The sequence below is a fragment of the Dyadobacter sp. HNCC25DJ185 genome (assembly GCF_056895195.1).
In genome coordinates this window covers 544,406-560,024 of record NZ_JBXHAR010000003.1, presented here as the reverse complement: position 1 = coordinate 560,024, position 15,619 = coordinate 544,406, and the positions used below count along the sequence as shown (strand labels likewise).

The 15,619-nt window shown below is 46.7% G+C and carries 16 protein-coding genes; 6 read left to right on the top strand and 10 right to left on the bottom strand.

Annotation, left to right across the window (positions count from 1 at the left end; all coding sequences use genetic code 11):
- Positions 1 to 42: 42 nt before the first annotated feature.
- The gene (locus tag AC1XUF_RS10990) at positions 43 to 1,278 is read left to right on the top strand and encodes an ABC transporter permease (protein ID WP_483341835.1); all 1,236 of its coding nucleotides are present in this window, start codon (positions 43 to 45) and stop codon (positions 1,276 to 1,278) included.
- A 10-nt stretch (positions 1,279 to 1,288) separates the two neighbouring features.
- Here AC1XUF_RS10990 and AC1XUF_RS10985 read toward each other — a convergent pair whose 3' ends face one another.
- The 6 genes from AC1XUF_RS10985 to AC1XUF_RS10960 all read right to left on the bottom strand — a co-directional run bounded on the left by AC1XUF_RS10985 (position 1,289) and on the right by AC1XUF_RS10960 (position 5,948).
- A complete protein-coding gene (locus tag AC1XUF_RS10985; RefSeq protein WP_483341834.1) occupies positions 1,289 to 1,759 on the bottom strand; it encodes an RES family NAD+ phosphorylase in 471 nt (156 codons plus the stop codon).
- A complete protein-coding gene (parS, locus tag AC1XUF_RS10980) occupies positions 1,756 to 2,190 on the bottom strand; it encodes a type II RES/Xre toxin-antitoxin system antitoxin (RefSeq protein WP_483341833.1) in 435 nt (144 codons plus the stop codon). The genes AC1XUF_RS10985 and parS overlap by 4 nt, the downstream gene beginning before the upstream one ends.
- Before the next feature lie 74 nt (positions 2,191 to 2,264).
- A complete protein-coding gene (locus AC1XUF_RS10975; RefSeq protein WP_483341832.1) occupies positions 2,265 to 3,425 on the bottom strand; it encodes a methionine aminotransferase in 1,161 nt (386 codons plus the stop codon).
- A 106-nt stretch (positions 3,426 to 3,531) separates the two neighbouring features.
- Positions 3,532 to 4,149 (bottom strand): peroxiredoxin family protein, encoded by a 618-nt coding sequence (locus AC1XUF_RS10970; protein ID WP_483341831.1) that lies wholly within the window; start codon positions 4,147 to 4,149, stop codon positions 3,532 to 3,534.
- A 273-nt stretch (positions 4,150 to 4,422) separates the two neighbouring features.
- Entirely contained in the window at positions 4,423 to 4,896 is a 474-nt protein-coding gene (locus AC1XUF_RS10965; protein WP_483341830.1) for an NUDIX hydrolase, read from the bottom strand.
- Positions 4,897 to 4,907: 11 nt separating this feature from the next.
- Entirely contained in the window at positions 4,908 to 5,948 is a 1,041-nt protein-coding gene (locus AC1XUF_RS10960; RefSeq protein ID WP_483341829.1) for a LacI family DNA-binding transcriptional regulator, read from the bottom strand.
- A gap of 270 nt (positions 5,949 to 6,218) precedes the next feature.
- Between AC1XUF_RS10960 and AC1XUF_RS10955 the strand changes: the two genes are divergently transcribed.
- The 5 genes from AC1XUF_RS10955 to AC1XUF_RS10935 all read left to right on the top strand — a co-directional run bounded on the left by AC1XUF_RS10955 (position 6,219) and on the right by AC1XUF_RS10935 (position 10,421).
- Positions 6,219 to 6,989 carry an SDR family NAD(P)-dependent oxidoreductase gene (locus tag AC1XUF_RS10955; protein WP_483341828.1) on the top strand — a complete coding sequence of 257 codons (771 nt, stop codon included), beginning with the start codon at positions 6,219 to 6,221 and terminating at the stop codon, positions 6,987 to 6,989.
- A gap of 115 nt (positions 6,990 to 7,104) precedes the next feature.
- A complete protein-coding gene (kduI, locus tag AC1XUF_RS10950; protein ID WP_483341827.1) occupies positions 7,105 to 7,935 on the top strand; it encodes a 5-dehydro-4-deoxy-D-glucuronate isomerase in 831 nt (276 codons plus the stop codon).
- A 7-nt stretch (positions 7,936 to 7,942) separates the two neighbouring features.
- A complete protein-coding gene (locus AC1XUF_RS10945) occupies positions 7,943 to 8,281 on the top strand; it encodes a cupin domain-containing protein (protein WP_483341826.1) in 339 nt (112 codons plus the stop codon).
- Positions 8,282 to 8,307: 26 nt separating this feature from the next.
- Positions 8,308 to 9,831, top strand: a complete 1,524-nt coding sequence (locus AC1XUF_RS10940; protein ID WP_483341825.1) for a tagaturonate reductase — start codon at positions 8,308 to 8,310, stop codon at positions 9,829 to 9,831.
- Between the two features lie 161 nt (positions 9,832 to 9,992).
- Positions 9,993 to 10,421, top strand: coding sequence for a nuclear transport factor 2 family protein (locus tag AC1XUF_RS10935; protein ID WP_483341823.1), 429 nt, complete (start codon positions 9,993 to 9,995; stop codon positions 10,419 to 10,421).
- Positions 10,422 to 10,443: 22 nt separating this feature from the next.
- On the opposite strand, the gene AC1XUF_RS10930 is transcribed toward AC1XUF_RS10935, so the two are convergent.
- The 4 genes from AC1XUF_RS10930 to AC1XUF_RS10915 form a co-directional block, all read right to left on the bottom strand.
- Positions 10,444 to 10,989 (bottom strand): hypothetical protein, encoded by a 546-nt coding sequence (locus tag AC1XUF_RS10930; protein ID WP_483341822.1) that lies wholly within the window; start codon positions 10,987 to 10,989, stop codon positions 10,444 to 10,446.
- A 227-nt stretch (positions 10,990 to 11,216) separates the two neighbouring features.
- A complete protein-coding gene (locus AC1XUF_RS10925; RefSeq protein WP_483341820.1) occupies positions 11,217 to 12,431 on the bottom strand; it encodes an ATP-grasp domain-containing protein in 1,215 nt (404 codons plus the stop codon).
- 70 nt (positions 12,432 to 12,501) lie between these two features.
- Positions 12,502 to 13,899 carry a leucyl aminopeptidase family protein gene (locus AC1XUF_RS10920; protein ID WP_483341819.1) on the bottom strand — a complete coding sequence of 466 codons (1,398 nt, stop codon included), beginning with the start codon at positions 13,897 to 13,899 and terminating at the stop codon, positions 12,502 to 12,504.
- A gap of 75 nt (positions 13,900 to 13,974) precedes the next feature.
- Complete coding sequence (locus tag AC1XUF_RS10915) at positions 13,975 to 15,525, bottom strand: M20/M25/M40 family metallo-hydrolase (RefSeq protein ID WP_483341818.1); 1,551 nt, start codon at positions 15,523 to 15,525, stop codon at positions 13,975 to 13,977.
- Between the last annotated feature and the right edge of the window lie 94 nt (positions 15,526 to 15,619).

The window sequence follows — 15,619 nt, the reverse complement described above, 5'->3', positions numbered from 1 at the left end:
TGCCTATTTTTGTTAACATCAAAATTAATTAACTGATTCCTCTTGCAATTCCCCTCATTCATCGCCAAACGGATCCGTCATAATGAAGCAGGCTCCTTTTCTGCTACTGTTTCCCGGATCGGAGTTGCCAGTATCGCCATAGGGATTGCCGTCGGGATCATCGCATTTGCCGTGTTGCTCGGTTTCAAACAAACCATTCAGCAAAAAATTTTCCTTTTTGGCGCACACATTAACATCAGTGCATTTTCACAGGGAAATGTTTACGAGGAAGGACCTCTCGCCATCAAAAATCCCGTTTCAGATGTTTTACCCACTATTCCTGAAATAAAACGCTGGCAGACAGTTGCGCACAAATCCGGGATCCTGAAAACACCAGACGAGATCAAAGGTGTTGTATTGAAGGGCGTTGGCAAAGACTATGATTGGGATACTTTTAAAAAAAACCTCAGGCATGGGCGCCTCATCGGCCATAACGATTCCTCTTCCATAAAATATGGTTATTCTTCTGAAATTCTGATCAGCCGGAAAATTGCTTCGCAGCTTCGCTTGCAAGTAGGTGACGATGTGATTATGTATTCTCTGCAGAATCCTCCCCGGCCACGCAAACTGACCATTAGCGGTATTTATGATACCGAAATGGAAGAATTTGACAACAACCTCATCATCGGAGACCTTGCATTGGTGCAGCGGCTGAACAACTGGGGTAAAGATTCCGTGGGGACTTACGAAGTTTATCTCAAGGACTTCAGAAACCTGGACAACGTTACCAATCACCTACGCAGAGTGGTGCCGCCGGGTATCTACCTCTCAAAAGTAACAAGTACTTTCCCCCAGATTTTCGACTGGCTGGTTCTGCTGGACCGTAATACGGCCGTTTTTCTTACACTTATATTATTCGTCGCCTGTTTCAACATGATCTCCATCCTGCTGGTCATGATCATGGAGAGAACCCCGTTAATTGGTCTCTTGAAAACATTGGGAAGCCCGAACAGACAGATCAGAATGGTGTTTTTCAGGGTTGGGCTGCATATGGTCAGGAAAGGCCTGGTTATCGGTAACCTCGTTGGCCTGCTCGTCTGCTGGTTGCAATACAAATTCGAGGTGATCCCTCTGGATCCGGTCAATTATTATATGGATACTGTGCCCATAGTCTTCGACTGGCCGATTTTTCTGATGGTTAATTTGGTCACGGTCGTTATTTCAGCCCTCGTACTTCTGATCCCGACCCTGATCATTAGCAGAATCCAGCCCATCAAGGCGCTGCTTTTCAAAAAATAGCGGCGTAATGCTAGCCAGAAACCAGCTTGCTGAGTAACCTGAAATCCGTTGCAAAATCACTAACAGACAGAAACTTAACCCTGGCAAATTCTGTAGCCTCCGGATTGAGGATCACATTTTTTTCGGTAGGAACAATGGCCGAAGGTACAGTGAAGGCTATCACAGTCGGATCATTCAATATTTGCTCTCCAATCCATTGAGAATAAGATACATCGTCCGGCCAGTTCTTTTTCAGAAGCTTCTCATCCGTTTGGAAAATCGCTGTCCGGTCGTCCGGAATTTCAATACGTAACAACGCGATGCGCTCCATATTTTCCTTATGGCTGGCGTGAACAAATTTCTCTAAAAGGGCCAGGGAGATGTGGGAGCTGGCGTAAATGCATGATTTCCCAATGGGGTTCCATCTGCCCCCAAACAGCTTCGCCCCTGTTCCGCTGGTGTCGTTGATATATTCCTTTGCTGCGAGCCTGTAAACAATCATATATAAATTCCGTGCTCGATCCGGCCCAATTCATTGCAGATAAGCTTAACGCCCCAAAACGATTTCAATGCAGAAAATCCCTGCTCCTGCCCTAAAACCATTCTTGGTTTGCGAAGCCATTCGTCAAAAATCTTAGGAGTTGAAAAAACCTGAAGGCCGAGCGCCGCCATATTTTCGAGCTGGTAGAGATGCTCGGCATGCAAACCCTCAAATGGCTTACCTTCTTTGAGGTACCGCTGCAAAGTCCTGTCACTGATATGGAGGATATCAGCCCACTCTGCTTGCGTAAACAGCAGTTTTTGAGTTAATTCATTAAATAAGGCCACTGAAAATATCTCCACATTTTTTCGTGCTACATACAAAACTTCCGGCTCAGCCGCAATCCTCAGCGGCGCGCTTTCCTCTGGCATTTTATATTGTATGTTTCTCATATTTCCGTATTTTGTCCCTCCAATGTACGACTTTTTTCGCATCCTCAAAACCCTGTCGGTTTTTTACTTTCCAATTACCAGGCTGCTTTTTGTAAAGCGTCAGCAGCCTTTAAAAGAGTATCGTCATTCTTGGCAAAACAAAACCTCAGGGTTCTGAAATCAGTGATCTCGTTATAAAAAGCAGAGACCGGAATAGAAGCAACGCCAGATTCAACAGTCAACCTTTCTGATAAAGTACGGTCATTTTCATCAGACAAATTTTCATAGGATACATTCTGAAAAAAGCTTCCTTCCGAAGGTCTGGTGACAAAGCCGATATCTTTTATTGCATTAAAAAACAGGTCCCTTTTCCGCTGATAAAAATCCGAAAGAGTTAAGTAATGCTCGGGTTCAACAAGATATTCCGCAACGGCATGCTGGAAAGGCGTGATCACGCTGAAAACTACATATTGGTGGATCTTCCGAAATTCGGCAGTCAGTTCAGCAGGGGCGAGACAATAGCCCAGTTTCCAGCCGGTCGTATGAAATGTTTTGCCAAAAGATCCGCAAAGGAATGTCCGTTCAGCCAGAACAGGAATAGAAGCGGCCGAAATATGGGAGAGACCGTCGAAAACGATATGCTCATAAACTTCGTCGCTGATTACAAACAAGTCGTTCTCTTCTGCCAAAACAGCCAGCTGACGCAAATCCGAGTGTTTCCATACATTCCCTGTCGGGTTATGCGGCGTGTTGATGATGATTGCCCTGGTATGAGGGCTCATTTTTGATCGTACCATTTCCCAATCAATCGAATCGTACTGGGGATCCAGCGTCACAAATACCGGGGTTCCGCCATTTAACTCAATGGCTGGCACATAACTGTCATAAGCCGGTTCAAACACAATCACTTCATCGCCGGGATGCAGGATGGTGCTTATCGCTACAAATAAAGCCTCTGTTGCCCCGCTGGTGACGGTTATTTCCGTTTCGGGATGGTACTCATGGCCGGTTGACAAAAAGGTTTTTTCCGAAATCGCTTCCCGCAAAGTCATCACGCCAGCCATGGGTGCGTACTGGTTTTTCCCAGCCCTGACATACTTGTCAACCAGCTTCTGCAGGTCTGGCGCGCAATCGAATTCAGGAAAGCCCTGGGCGAGGTTAATGGCCCGGTGCTCTTCTGCCAACCTCGACATTTTCGTAAAAATTGTAGTCCCTACCCTGGGAAGTTTGGATCGTAAGCCCGCTTTCAAAAACATGTGGTCCGAATTATTTAGTCCGATAAAAATAAAAATCCCGCATCTGGCTGGTTGTCAAAGATAATGGATGACAGCCGCCCTGATGCGGGATTATAAAGTAGATATATTATTTTCGACCCTTCCAGTCGTAAACTTCTTTAAGGACCGCTTTCACTTCAGGGGTATTGTCGAAATTCTCGTCGATGAATGCATAACCGATCCGCCTGTCTTTTCCAATCACAAACAGCGAAGGTGTAAACACATCCTCTGAGATGCCTGCGATTCGGTCCCAAATTGGCGAAGTTTCGGAGTACACGCCATAAGAACGCGCCACATTGTAATTTTTATCGTGGTAAACCGGCAACTCAATTTCCAGTTTCTTGGTGATCCGGTCAATCTCCTTTCGGGGTTCATTGGTCAAGATCAGGAGCTGGCCGCCTAGCGCTTCCACCTGTGGCGCAATTTGCCGAAGCATAGCAAGATGTTTCGGAGCATACCTTCCCCAACAATTACAATAGAAGCTCAAAACAAGCGGTTTGGCTTGCAGCAGGTCGATCAGAGATCGTAAATCTGCCGCATTTGAGGCTCCAGTAATAGAAGTAACCGGAAAACCTTCTTCATTGCCAAGATAAAAGAGCGGCGCAAAATCGCCTTTTTTTAAAATTTCCACTGGCTCAACTACCTCTCTCTGTGCCAAATTCAAGGTTGCAATGTTGCCCAGTTCATCTTCAATTTCGTAATACATGATTTTGTCAGGAATGTGCTCGAACGCTTTGATCTCACAAAGTTATTATTAATCTATTTACTCTACAAATTTAATAGACTATTTTTTGAACCGTTTATTTAAGCTGAACTTTAGGTAGAAGTTTACTATCCTTCGGCTACCTACTTCATAAACAGTGGATGCTGGCATTTATAATAAGAAGCTTTGCTGACATGTATATTTGGCAACCGCATTTTGAGGTACTCATTTATACTAGAAGCCCAAAAAATCCTTTGGCCCCGTTCGAAAAACCGATCATTTGTCCAGGTCAACAAAGTCTGATACAAAATGTTTGTTTTGAAGTGGGTTTTTAATCAGTTCTTGTGCAAGAAACTCGGGGTATATCCGGATAGACTGGAGGTCACTGACGTCAAACCATTTGAAAAGCAATTCTTCCTGACCTTCGGAACCTAGAAAATCGGCCTGGTCTTTTAGATCAACGATTTTCATCAGAAAGTAAAAGCCGATCTCATGATGCCGTGTACCATTGTAATGAAAGAAATTTTCCGAGATCCAGATCATTTCGCCAACATGCACAGCCATGCCGGTTTCTTCTTCCATTTCCCGGACAAGCGTATTCCTGGAAAATTCGAACAGCTCGGCTCTTCCACCTGGCAAACTCCAGAAGTTATCGGCCGGTGTTTTGTGCAAAAGCACTTTCCCGTTCAAAACGGCGACACCGGCAACCCGGTAATTAAATAACGCGTCGTCGACTGGAAGACTGATCATATCATTTTCACTTAAATTTTGAATGCCGCCTTCCCAACTGAAGACTCGCGTAAAATTAAAGAAGTTTGCAGTGACCTGATTTCGTAATCGCCTTTTTTCTGCGGATGTTCAATCAGCCGGATTAGTAATTCGACAGCCTGCTGCCCCATTTCCATGGCAGGCTGCACAACTGCTGTCAACGGAGGATTAAGCAGTTCCGCGACACTGATATTCGTAAACCCCACAATCGCTACCTCGTCGGGGATTTTGAAATTACGTTGCTGAAGAACTGACATACAACCGGTTGTGAGCCGGTCGCTTGCCGTAAAAAATGCATCCGGAGGTTCGGGCAAGCTGAATAATTCGTCCATCGCTGCCTCATTTTCGGCGACCAGTTTCCCGCCGTAGATACAATATTTGACCAGCGATTCATCAAATGGGATTCCGTAATCTTCCAAAGCTTTTTTATATCCCGCCAATCGTTCGGTCGTAATGGATAGGTAAATCGGGCTCGTAAGGTGTGCGATACGCTTCCTTCCGTTCTGGATCAGATGACTGGTTGCTTGATAGCTTCCCGCAAAATTATCGGCAACCACTTTATGTGTTTCAATTTCTTTGGGTACCCTGTCGAGAAAAACGATGGGAAGCCCTTTTTCCATTAAATCCTGGAAATGCAAAAGATTAGTCGTGAGGCTGGCCAGTGAGATGACGAGGCCGTCCACTTTTCTGGAAACCAGATAATTGGTGTTGGCGACCTCACGCTCATAGGAATCATGACTCTGAAAAATAACGACATGATAGCCCAGATTGTAGGCAATGGATTCGATACCGTTGATGAGCTGTGAAAAGAAATGGTTTGCAATTTCAGGAATGATAACCCCTATCGACTTACTCTTGCTGTCTTTCAGGCTCAAAGCAATGGGATTGGGGCGGTAATTCATTCTTTCGGCATATTCCATCACCAACCGCTTGGTCTCGGCATTGATTTCATAGCTGTTTCGCAAGGCACGGGAAACCGTCGAAGTGGAGAGGTTTAATGCTTTGGCGATATCCTTGATCGTAATTGCTTCCAAGACAAAATTGGTTTATTCCAACTTAATATTGATTTAAAATATTCGCTTCTCTTTTTTTCAATTACTGACCAATTGTCAATTCCAATATCCGAAGGCAAAATCTGGTACTTCCGGACAACTGACAACGTTCCCGATAACGATTGCACAAAAAAAGACAATTCACTATTTGATATTTATAATTATTCGATCTAAACTCGTTTGACCGGCAGGCTTTCTACAACGACGCTAAATTTAGACGTTACCCCGAAAAAGACAAATCCGATTTCTTTAATGGCCCTCAACAAATTGTTTGACTTATCAGGGAAGACAGCACTGGTTACCGGATGTAGCCGTGGAATTGGCATGGCAATGACCGAGGCGCTTGCCGAAGCAGGTGCTGATATCATTGGTGTTTCTTCATCGCTCTCAACTTCGGGAAGTACGGTTCAAAAATCCGTCACTGCTGCTGGAAAACATTTTTATCCCTACCAGGTTGACCTGGCAAATCGTGAAAGTCTTTACAGTTTTATAAACCGGGTTAAAGAAGAACATCAAAGTATCGATATCCTGGTCAATAACGCAGGGATAATTTTGCGGCAGCCTGCGGCGGAGCATTCGGATGCATATTGGGATCAGGTGATGCGCATTAATCTGGATGCCCCGTATATTCTATCGCGGGAACTGGGTTATGAGATGGTTGCAAGAGGAACGGGGAAAATCATTTTTACAGCTTCCCTACTCACTTTCCAGGGCGGTATCCATGTTCCCAGTTACACCGCTTCAAAAAGTGCGATTGGGGGGCTGGTCAAAGCATTATCCAATGAGTGGGCAGGAAAGGGTGTAAATGTGAACGCGATTGCCCCCGGCTATATCGAAACGGACAATACCGAAGCTTTAAGAAACGATCCACTCAGAGCCAGGTCCATTCTCGACCGCATTCCGGCAGGAAGATGGGGATCGCCTGACGATTTTAAAGGGCCCGTTATATTTCTGGCTTCTGAGGCGTCCTGCTATGTCAATGGCACCATTCTGACGGTCGATGGCGGCTGGATGGGGAGGTAGCAGCTGCCTCCCCGTGTCCCGACCGCGAAGGACGAAATTTCGGGGTCTCCCCTTAGGGATCGGGGCATCGAGTGGAATAACAAAACACAAATCGACTTCAAATACCCAAAAACCAATGCAAATCCGCTTTCAAAGCAGCCCACGGGAAGTTTCCCAGATGAATACCGAAGCCTTGCGGGGCCATTTCCTGGTACAAGACCTTTTCCAGACAGACCAGATTAATTTGGTTTACAGTCATTACGATCGGGTGATAATCGGCGGCGCAATACCGGCCACGCAAACTTTAAAGCTTGAAACCTACGATGCATTGAAATCAGCGTACTTCCTGGAACGGCGCGAGATAGGCATTATCAACATAGGTGGCATCGGACGGATCATTGCGGACGGCGAATCATTCGACATCAGCAAACTGGAATGTTTTTATGCGGGAAAAGAAACCGAAAACCTGTCCATTTCCAGCAACGACCCCGCCGATCCGGCTGTTTTTTATTTATTATCCGCGCCGGCCCACCAACGCCACCCCAACAGGTTATTCACAAAAGATGATGCTACACCGGTGACAGTAGGAAGCGCTGAAACCTCCAACCACAGGACGATCTACAAATACATTCATACAAACGGTATCCAGAGTTGCCAACTTGTGATGGGCCTTACCGTCCTGCAAACGGGAAGCGTATGGAACACAATGCCTGCGCATTTCCACGACCGGCGCATGGAAGTATACTGTTACTTCGATGTTCCTGATCATCAAAGGGTTCTGCATCTCATGGGTGAACCCTCAGAGACCCGGCACGTATGGGTGGCCAATCAGCAGGCCATTATTTCGCCGCCCTGGTCAATCCATTCGGGATGCGGCACGGCGAGCTATTCCTTCATTTGGGGTATGGCCGGAGAAAATAGAGACTACACCGATATGGATCCGGTAGCAATGCCTGACCTTAAATAAGATAGAAATGAAAGAAACAAAATCATTTATTTCTGATTCTGAAATGCCTTGGGAGGATCTCGGCGCTGGGCTGAAACGGAAGGTAATGGCCTACGATAACAACCTGATGATTGTCAAGGTGGCATTTGAACAAGGCGGTATCGGTACACTGCACAGCCACTTCCATACACAAATGAGCTATGTCGAAAGCGGCGCGTTTGAGATCACAATTGGCGGGAGCAAAGAACGTCTCGTTAAGGGTGACGTTTACCATATTCCTCCGCACGTTGTTCATGGTGCGTTATGCCTCGAAGCAGGTATCCTGATAGATGTGTTTAACCCGATGCGCGAAGACTTTGTCAACTGAATTTCCAACTAAATAAATCAACAGCCATGGGACGTCTATTCCGGGAGAACCTCCGTCAGCTTCGCAACCAGCCTTCGCTGGTCGTTCCGGACGATTCCGTTTTTCATTTGCCGGAGAAAGTGCTGCAATTCGGAGCAGGGGCATTCCTCCGCGGCCTGGCGGATTATTTTATCGACAAGGCCAACAGGAACGGCGTTTTCAATGGACGCATAGTTGTCGTCAAGTCTACTGATGAGGGCAATTTAAAGGCATTTGACCGGCAGGATAATCTTTATACTATTTGTACCAGGGGTACGCTGGACGGCCAGGCCGTTGAGGAGAATATCATCTCCTCGGCGATAAGCAGGGTATTGTCTGCCAAGACGCAATGGTCGCTGGTCCTTGATCTTGCCAAAAATCCCGCAGTCTCAATTGTCATATCCAATACCACCGAAATGGGTATCCAGCTGATACAGGATGACATTTACCAGTGGCCACCGGTATCTTTTCCGGGGAAACTGCTCGCCTTTTTGTATGCCCGCTATGTAGCATTCGGTGGAAATCCGGAGTGTGGCGTCGTGATTATCCCGACTGAACTGATTGCAGATAACGCAAGAAAGCTGGAATCGATCGTACTGGAACTTGCGCATCGGAACGGATTGGAACCCGCATTCATTGATTGGATCGAAAGGAATAATTTCTTCTGCAATTCTCTTGTTGACCGCATTGTTCCTGGAAGGCCCGAGACCGAGTTTCGGAAGAAATTCGAAGCAGAGCTCGGTTACCAGGACGAACTGCTGATCACGGCCGAAAGCTATCACTTGTGGGCGATCGAAGGCGACGAAAGAATCAAGCAAAAGCTGACTTTTTTTGGCGTTGACGAAGGACTGATCATTGAACCCGACATCGAAATGTATCGCGAATTAAAGCTTAGGCTTTTGAACGGTGCGCATACACTGGGAGGGGGCCTAGCTCACTTATGTGGTTTTAAAACCGTTTCTGAAGCCATGGAAGACCCTTTTTTCTCAGCTTATCTCACTCACTTGATGGAGGCCGAGATCGCACCGGCCATTCCGTATCCTCTGAAAGAAAACGTGGCAGTGCATTTTAGCAGGCAAGTACTCGAAAGATTCCGCAATCCGTTTATCATGCATCAATGGCTCAGCATCAATCAAAACTATTCCGCAAAGATGCTGTCCAGGGTAATGCCAGCTTTCCTTAGTTATGAAAGCAAGCAAGCAGCGATTCCGGATTACATGACGTTTGGGATCGCCGCCTACATCTGTTATATGCGCGCAACCAGAAAAGAAGGAGAACACTACTATGGCTCTTTTAACAGCGGCAATTACTTGATACAGGACCAGAAAGCAGCCTACTTTTATCAAAAGTGGCAGATGACCCCGGTTCTTGAAATGGTACGCGCCATTCTGAAAGAGCAGTCTTTCTGGGGCAAGGATCTTTCCAAAAATGAGGAGTTTCTCAATACTGTCACCGCCCACCTGGAATCAATTGTCCAAAACGGTGCGCTGGACACTTTGAAGGCATTTTTGAAAAAAGTGGAATATGTCTAACCCTAAAGCACAGGCCAACTTTTCTTCTCCATTTTGAAGACTCCAAGCAGTAAGGTCCTTTCCTTCGGTACTTTATCCATATCAGGGCAGTTAGCATTTTGCCCATCCTTGTTAATCACCGGATGTTTCCGCCGAAACCCAAAGTCACCTGCCAAACCGACATGAGAAAGACAACATTACTCTTAACCCTTTTCGTGCTTGTCAGCACTGGCCTTAAAGCACAATCCGACGAAAAAGCTGTTACTGAAGCAGTTGAGAAGCTAAGGGTTGCCTTGGTCGACGCGAATGAAGCCGAACTGAACAAACTCACCTCGCCTGCCCTTTCCTACGGACATTCCAACGGGTTGCTGGAAGACAAAAAGGAGTTTATCCGTGCTTTGGTCAGCGGGGACGCCAATTTTACAAAAATTGAGTTGAGCGAGCAGACTATCACATTTTCGGGAGATGTGGCACTGGTAAGGCACAAACTTACCGGAGAAACACATAATAAAGGAAAAGAGCCTGCCCCTATCAATATCCGCGTTTTGCTGGTGTGGCAGAAAGTGAAAGGGAACTGGCTGTTATTGGGCAGGCAGGCATTCAAAGTGTAGACCGTGAAAACAGACAGCTTGCTTACTTTTCGTCATATACTTTCAATGGCCCTTTAAAATAGCCGGTGATATGCTTGCCGCCGGATTCTATGCAATCGAAAGAAATAACATAGTCTGCCCCTTTTCTTTTAACCGTAACCGTTCCCTGTATCATCTCATAGATATTCTTGACCTTTACAAAATCCTGATTGAAAAAGGCGAAGGAATATACAAAGCTTCCCGCCTTGAAAGGCCCTTGGGAATAGTCGAATTTATAATCGCCCTCAGCTAGTTCTCCAACCCCAGCGGTGAAAAGTCGAAAAAAAATGGCGTGTCCCAATCCGTAGATAGAGTCAATTTTACCACCCTTCTCCCGAACAGTGAGCCCGGAGGACGAGAGAAATAACTCCTGATCACTACCTTCATGAGGAGCATATTTGCCATAATCTATCAATAATCCATTTGCCAGCTCGTAGTCTGTACCATCATAAGTCATGTTGCTTTCAGGCTCGATTTCATCATCCTTACAACCCATCAGCAGGGAACTCATCAACAAAGCGGCAATCAGGTATTTCGTAAAAGTTCTCATGCTTATAATAGTTAGGTTAAAAAGGAAAGTGAGTCTTGAGAAAAAGCACCCAGGCTGTATGCTTCAAATTATTACAGCCTGGGTGCTCGAAAAGCAATGGTATGTGATTAGGTATGTTTAGAAATCCAGGGTTTCAGCAAAAGAATCTAAATGATACAGCTGAAAACCAGTGCTCAGGTTACAAATCCCAAGTTAACAAAACATTGCAATTTATTATCAATTGTAAATCAATGCGATGGCCGCTCTGGGGCCGGAGCGGAAGCGTGATAGTGTATTTGAATGATGTCGGCATATTTATCCAGCAGTTCGACCACTCGTTCCCGCGACTTCGAACGGACCACCAAACCAACGTGATAAGGCTCATTCATTCGCCAGACAATCTCCGGATCATTAAACACAGACATATCGGGCCATTCCTGGCGGGTAAGCGAAATAATGATCCCAGAATACTCTTTACGGACCGGGGGCAGCTTGTAATTTTCGCCTTTGGCCTCGGCAGTTTCCATTTTCGCCCATTCCTTCCAAAGATTGATCCCCGACGATGCTTCTACCATTTCAGAAAGATTGGCACCTCCAACCCTCGAGGAAGTTTCCAGAAAATAGTACTTGCCATCATCGTGGCAGCGGATCACCTCCGTATGGGAGGCACTATGCTTCAGTCCAAATGCCTTTAGCAAATCCACAGCCAGCGTTTCCAACGCATGTTCTTCGGAAGAATCAAATGGGACCGTCACCGACCTGAAAATTCCGCCGCCGTGCGCGACATCGAATGGCGGGGCCAGGTATTTGCTGTTCCAGGAAAAGATAACCCGGCCATTATATGAAATGGAATCCACATGGTACACGTTACCTGGCTTGTATTGCTCCACCAGATACGCGTGCCTCTTATCGCCCAGCTCGTGGATAGTCTGCCATAATTCAGCGGCATCATGCATTTTCTTGATACCGGTCGCAGAAGCTTCCGATCTTGGTTTGATCATCCATGGGCCGGGATATCTTTCAATAAACCGGTTGATATCGTCGTCATTGAATAAAGATGAAAAACCCGGAACGAGAATCCCGGATTCGGCTGCTTTGGTGCGCATGGCCAGCTTATCGCGGAAATATCTGCCGGTTGTTTGCCCCATGCCCGGGATACGGAAGTATTCACGTATATGTGCCGCCTTTTCCACATCGAAATCGTCCAACGCCACCACCCGGTCAATCGGCCGGGTCCTCATGACGTACGCGAGACCATTAATGATCTCGGTCATGTCATAGATGCCGTCCTTTCCTTCCTCGACATAAAAAAACTCGTCAACAGCTTCTCTTACCCACGGTTTCTGTTCCAATTTCTTGGCGGTGATCAAGAAAACCTTATTACCGGCTTCCTTACAGGCTTTCAGAAAATCATTACCCTTAAAGTATGTTGATATGCAGAGAAAAGTAAGCGTTCGAGTCATAAAAACAGATTTGGTGGAAAGTAGCAATCGATTTCAATGCCAGAATTTACATAATTATAATCTTATTTCCTTATTCCTGAAAAGCAAGTGCAGATAAATATTGGCGTAACAAACGGACGCCATAGGCCGTTCCTGAGCGCGCAGGGGCGAATTCTGTATCACCGAAAGCCACGCCTGCAATATCCAGGTGCGCCCATGCGTGATGGCCTTCTGTAAATGCTTCGAGGAATTTGGCAGCTACTATGGCCCCTGCCAGCGGCTTTCCATGGTAATTTTTTACATCCGCAATGTCCGACGATATCTCTTCCTTGTACTCGTCCCAGACAGGTAAACGCCATAGCCGCTCGCCGGAAATGTCACCCGCTTTGGTCAGCTCACCAGCCAGCATATCATTGGGCGTAAAGAGCCCTGCCGCTTCGTACCCCAACGTCTGTATCACACTGCCCGTCAGCGTTGCAAGATCGATGATGACGTCTGGCTGGTAATGCCTGATGGCATAACTGAGGCCATCCGCCAGGATCAGCCTGCCTTCAGCGTCGGTATCGATCACTTCGATGGTTTTTCCGGAGTAAGACCCAATCACATCGCCGGGTTTGGTAGATGAGCCATCGATACAATTTTCGGTAGAAGGTATGACGCCAATCAGGCGTATGGGAAGTTCGAGCTGAGCAGCCAGCTCAACCATGCCTAATACTGCCGCCGCGCCACCCATATCGCTTTTCATCAAGTGCATATTGGCCGAAGGTTTTACAGAGATGCCACCGGTATCAAATGTTACACCTTTGCCAACCAGTGCGATTGTCTTCCGGTAGCTTTCAGGACAATACTCTGTCATGATCATCACAGGGGGGGCATCGCTGCCTTTGCTCACGGCCAGCAGCGCATGCATGCCCAATTCTTCCAGCTTTGCCTTATCAAAAATGGTAACCTGGTAGCCATTCTTCTCTCCGGATTCTCTTGCCCAGTCTGCAAGCACCGACGGGGTTTTGTAATTGCCCGGTGCGTTCATCAGGTCCATGACGCGCATTTGCACCTTGCCCGTTTTTGTTGCATTCGAAACAGCTATTTCTACCGACAATCCCGGGTCTGTTAAGATCCACAATGTACCTTCTTTGAAAAAAGTGCTGAACGGCTTAGGTTCTGTTTTATAAAGCTGAAGGTTGTACCCTCCGAGTAGAATACCATTGATCGCATTTTCAACCCAATCTGCTCCGAATCCCCTGGTATCCAATATGATCTGATCAGGCCAGCGGTCTTTTCGTTTAAAAAAAAGCGTTCTGAAAATTTTGATTACCGCGGGAAGCTTTGGGTCTTTACCCAATCCCAGCCACAGCTCTTTAGATGAAAACCACCACAATTCCCCTTTTTCCGCCTTGAACATGGATTGGTTACCGGGTTCGGAGCCCTGTTCAAAAGATCTGATCACTAAGATATCTTCGTCAGCCTCGTTCGTTTGTATGATTTGCATTGTTTCTGAAATTCGGTAAATAAAAAAAGCAAAGACAATATATGTCTTTGCTTTCAATAAAAACATAAGGAATGGTTAATCCAATCCTCCTTTGCGCGTGGGTTTTCTGATCTCCGGCCACGTACCTGGCTTCCCGTCTGCATTCAACGGCAAAACAATCCTTTCGCGGGAAGTCTTTACAGGGTCCTCACTGGCCTGGTAAGCCATGATGGCAGTAAGGATGGCATTGCTGCGTACATCGTCAAACACGACTTTATCGTAGGTGTCGCGATTAGTATGCCAGGTATATGTGCCATACGACCAATTGAGCGAGCTCAGCGAGAACGCCGGCGCACCGGCAGCAACGAAAGAGGCAAAATCGGAACCTCCGCCTCCGGGCGAGCCAGGGAATCTGGTTTCGATCGGGGACTTAATCGCTTCCGGCACCTTCGACAGCCAGCGACCCAGGTAGTCGTACGAATGAAGGAATCCCTGTCCGGCCAGGCTCACGACCCTTCCGGTACCGTTATCCTGGTTGAAAACCGCCTGGATATTCTGGACAATTTCGGGATGGTCTTCCACAAAAGCCCTTGAACCATTCAAGCCTTGTTCCTCGCTTCCCCAGTGGCCCACAAGGATTGTTCTTTTGGGATTTGGGTATACCTTTTTGAGAATCCGCATTGCTTCCATCATCACGATTGTTCCGGTGCCATTGTCTGTAGCACCCGAACCGCCATCCCAGGAATCGAAATGCGCAGAAAGGATCACGTATTCATTCGGTTTCTCCGTTCCTTTGATCTCACCGATGGTGTTGAAAGTCTGGCTGATACCGGTTTCTTTCGCATCGGCACGTACGCTGATTTTAGGCGTGTGCCCCGATTCTGCCAAACGGTAAAGTAAGCCGTAATCTTCTAGTGAGATATCCACAGTCGGTACTACTTTAGTATATGCACCGAAAATCTTGTTCGCCCCAAAACCTTTTGACCAATAAGACATCACCACGCCTGCTGCACCGGCTTTTTCCAATGCGGGCGGTAAAGTACGTGTCGAGTAACCTGTTTTTTTCATTCGGTTTGTCCAGGCCTCGGTCTGTTCATCACGCAGCTTTTTCATTTTGTCGAATGATTCTTTTGTTGCGAATTCCTGCCAGTTGTAATCCGGGCGTCCGGTTGGCTGGTTCATGCTGATCATCACAAACTTGCCTTTAACCGAGGGCAGCCATTTTTGAAAAGCGATTGAATCCGCTACGTCTGGAAGTATAATGACATCGGCAGTAACGGTCTTTCCACCAGTGCCCGGGCTCCATGCGAGCTGCATGCCTTCGAGCGATTTTACTCTCGGGGCTACCATATCAATATGGGATACGCCCCGCTCCCACCCACGCCACTCGCCCCATTTTTCATTTTTGGCGGTAATGTTCCAGCCTTTGTATTTCGCAACAGCCCATTCGTGAGCCTGCATCATTTGTGGCGACCCTACAAGCCTCGGGCCGATCACGTCCATAAGCTCGTGGGCAAGTTTCTCTAATTGCGAGTTCTCTGTAGCTTCCTTTACGATATTTTCCACCACCACATCCTTAGTCTGGGCGGAAAGCGGATGAATATGAAACGCTGCAAAAAGGAATAGCAGTAAGGAGATTTTTTTCATGAAATTGATGATTAAGCAAGTTTCTTTAACCCAATGTATGAAATCCGGCGCAAGTCGCCCATATTGTCAGGGAAAATTCCAAATGGGTATTCTG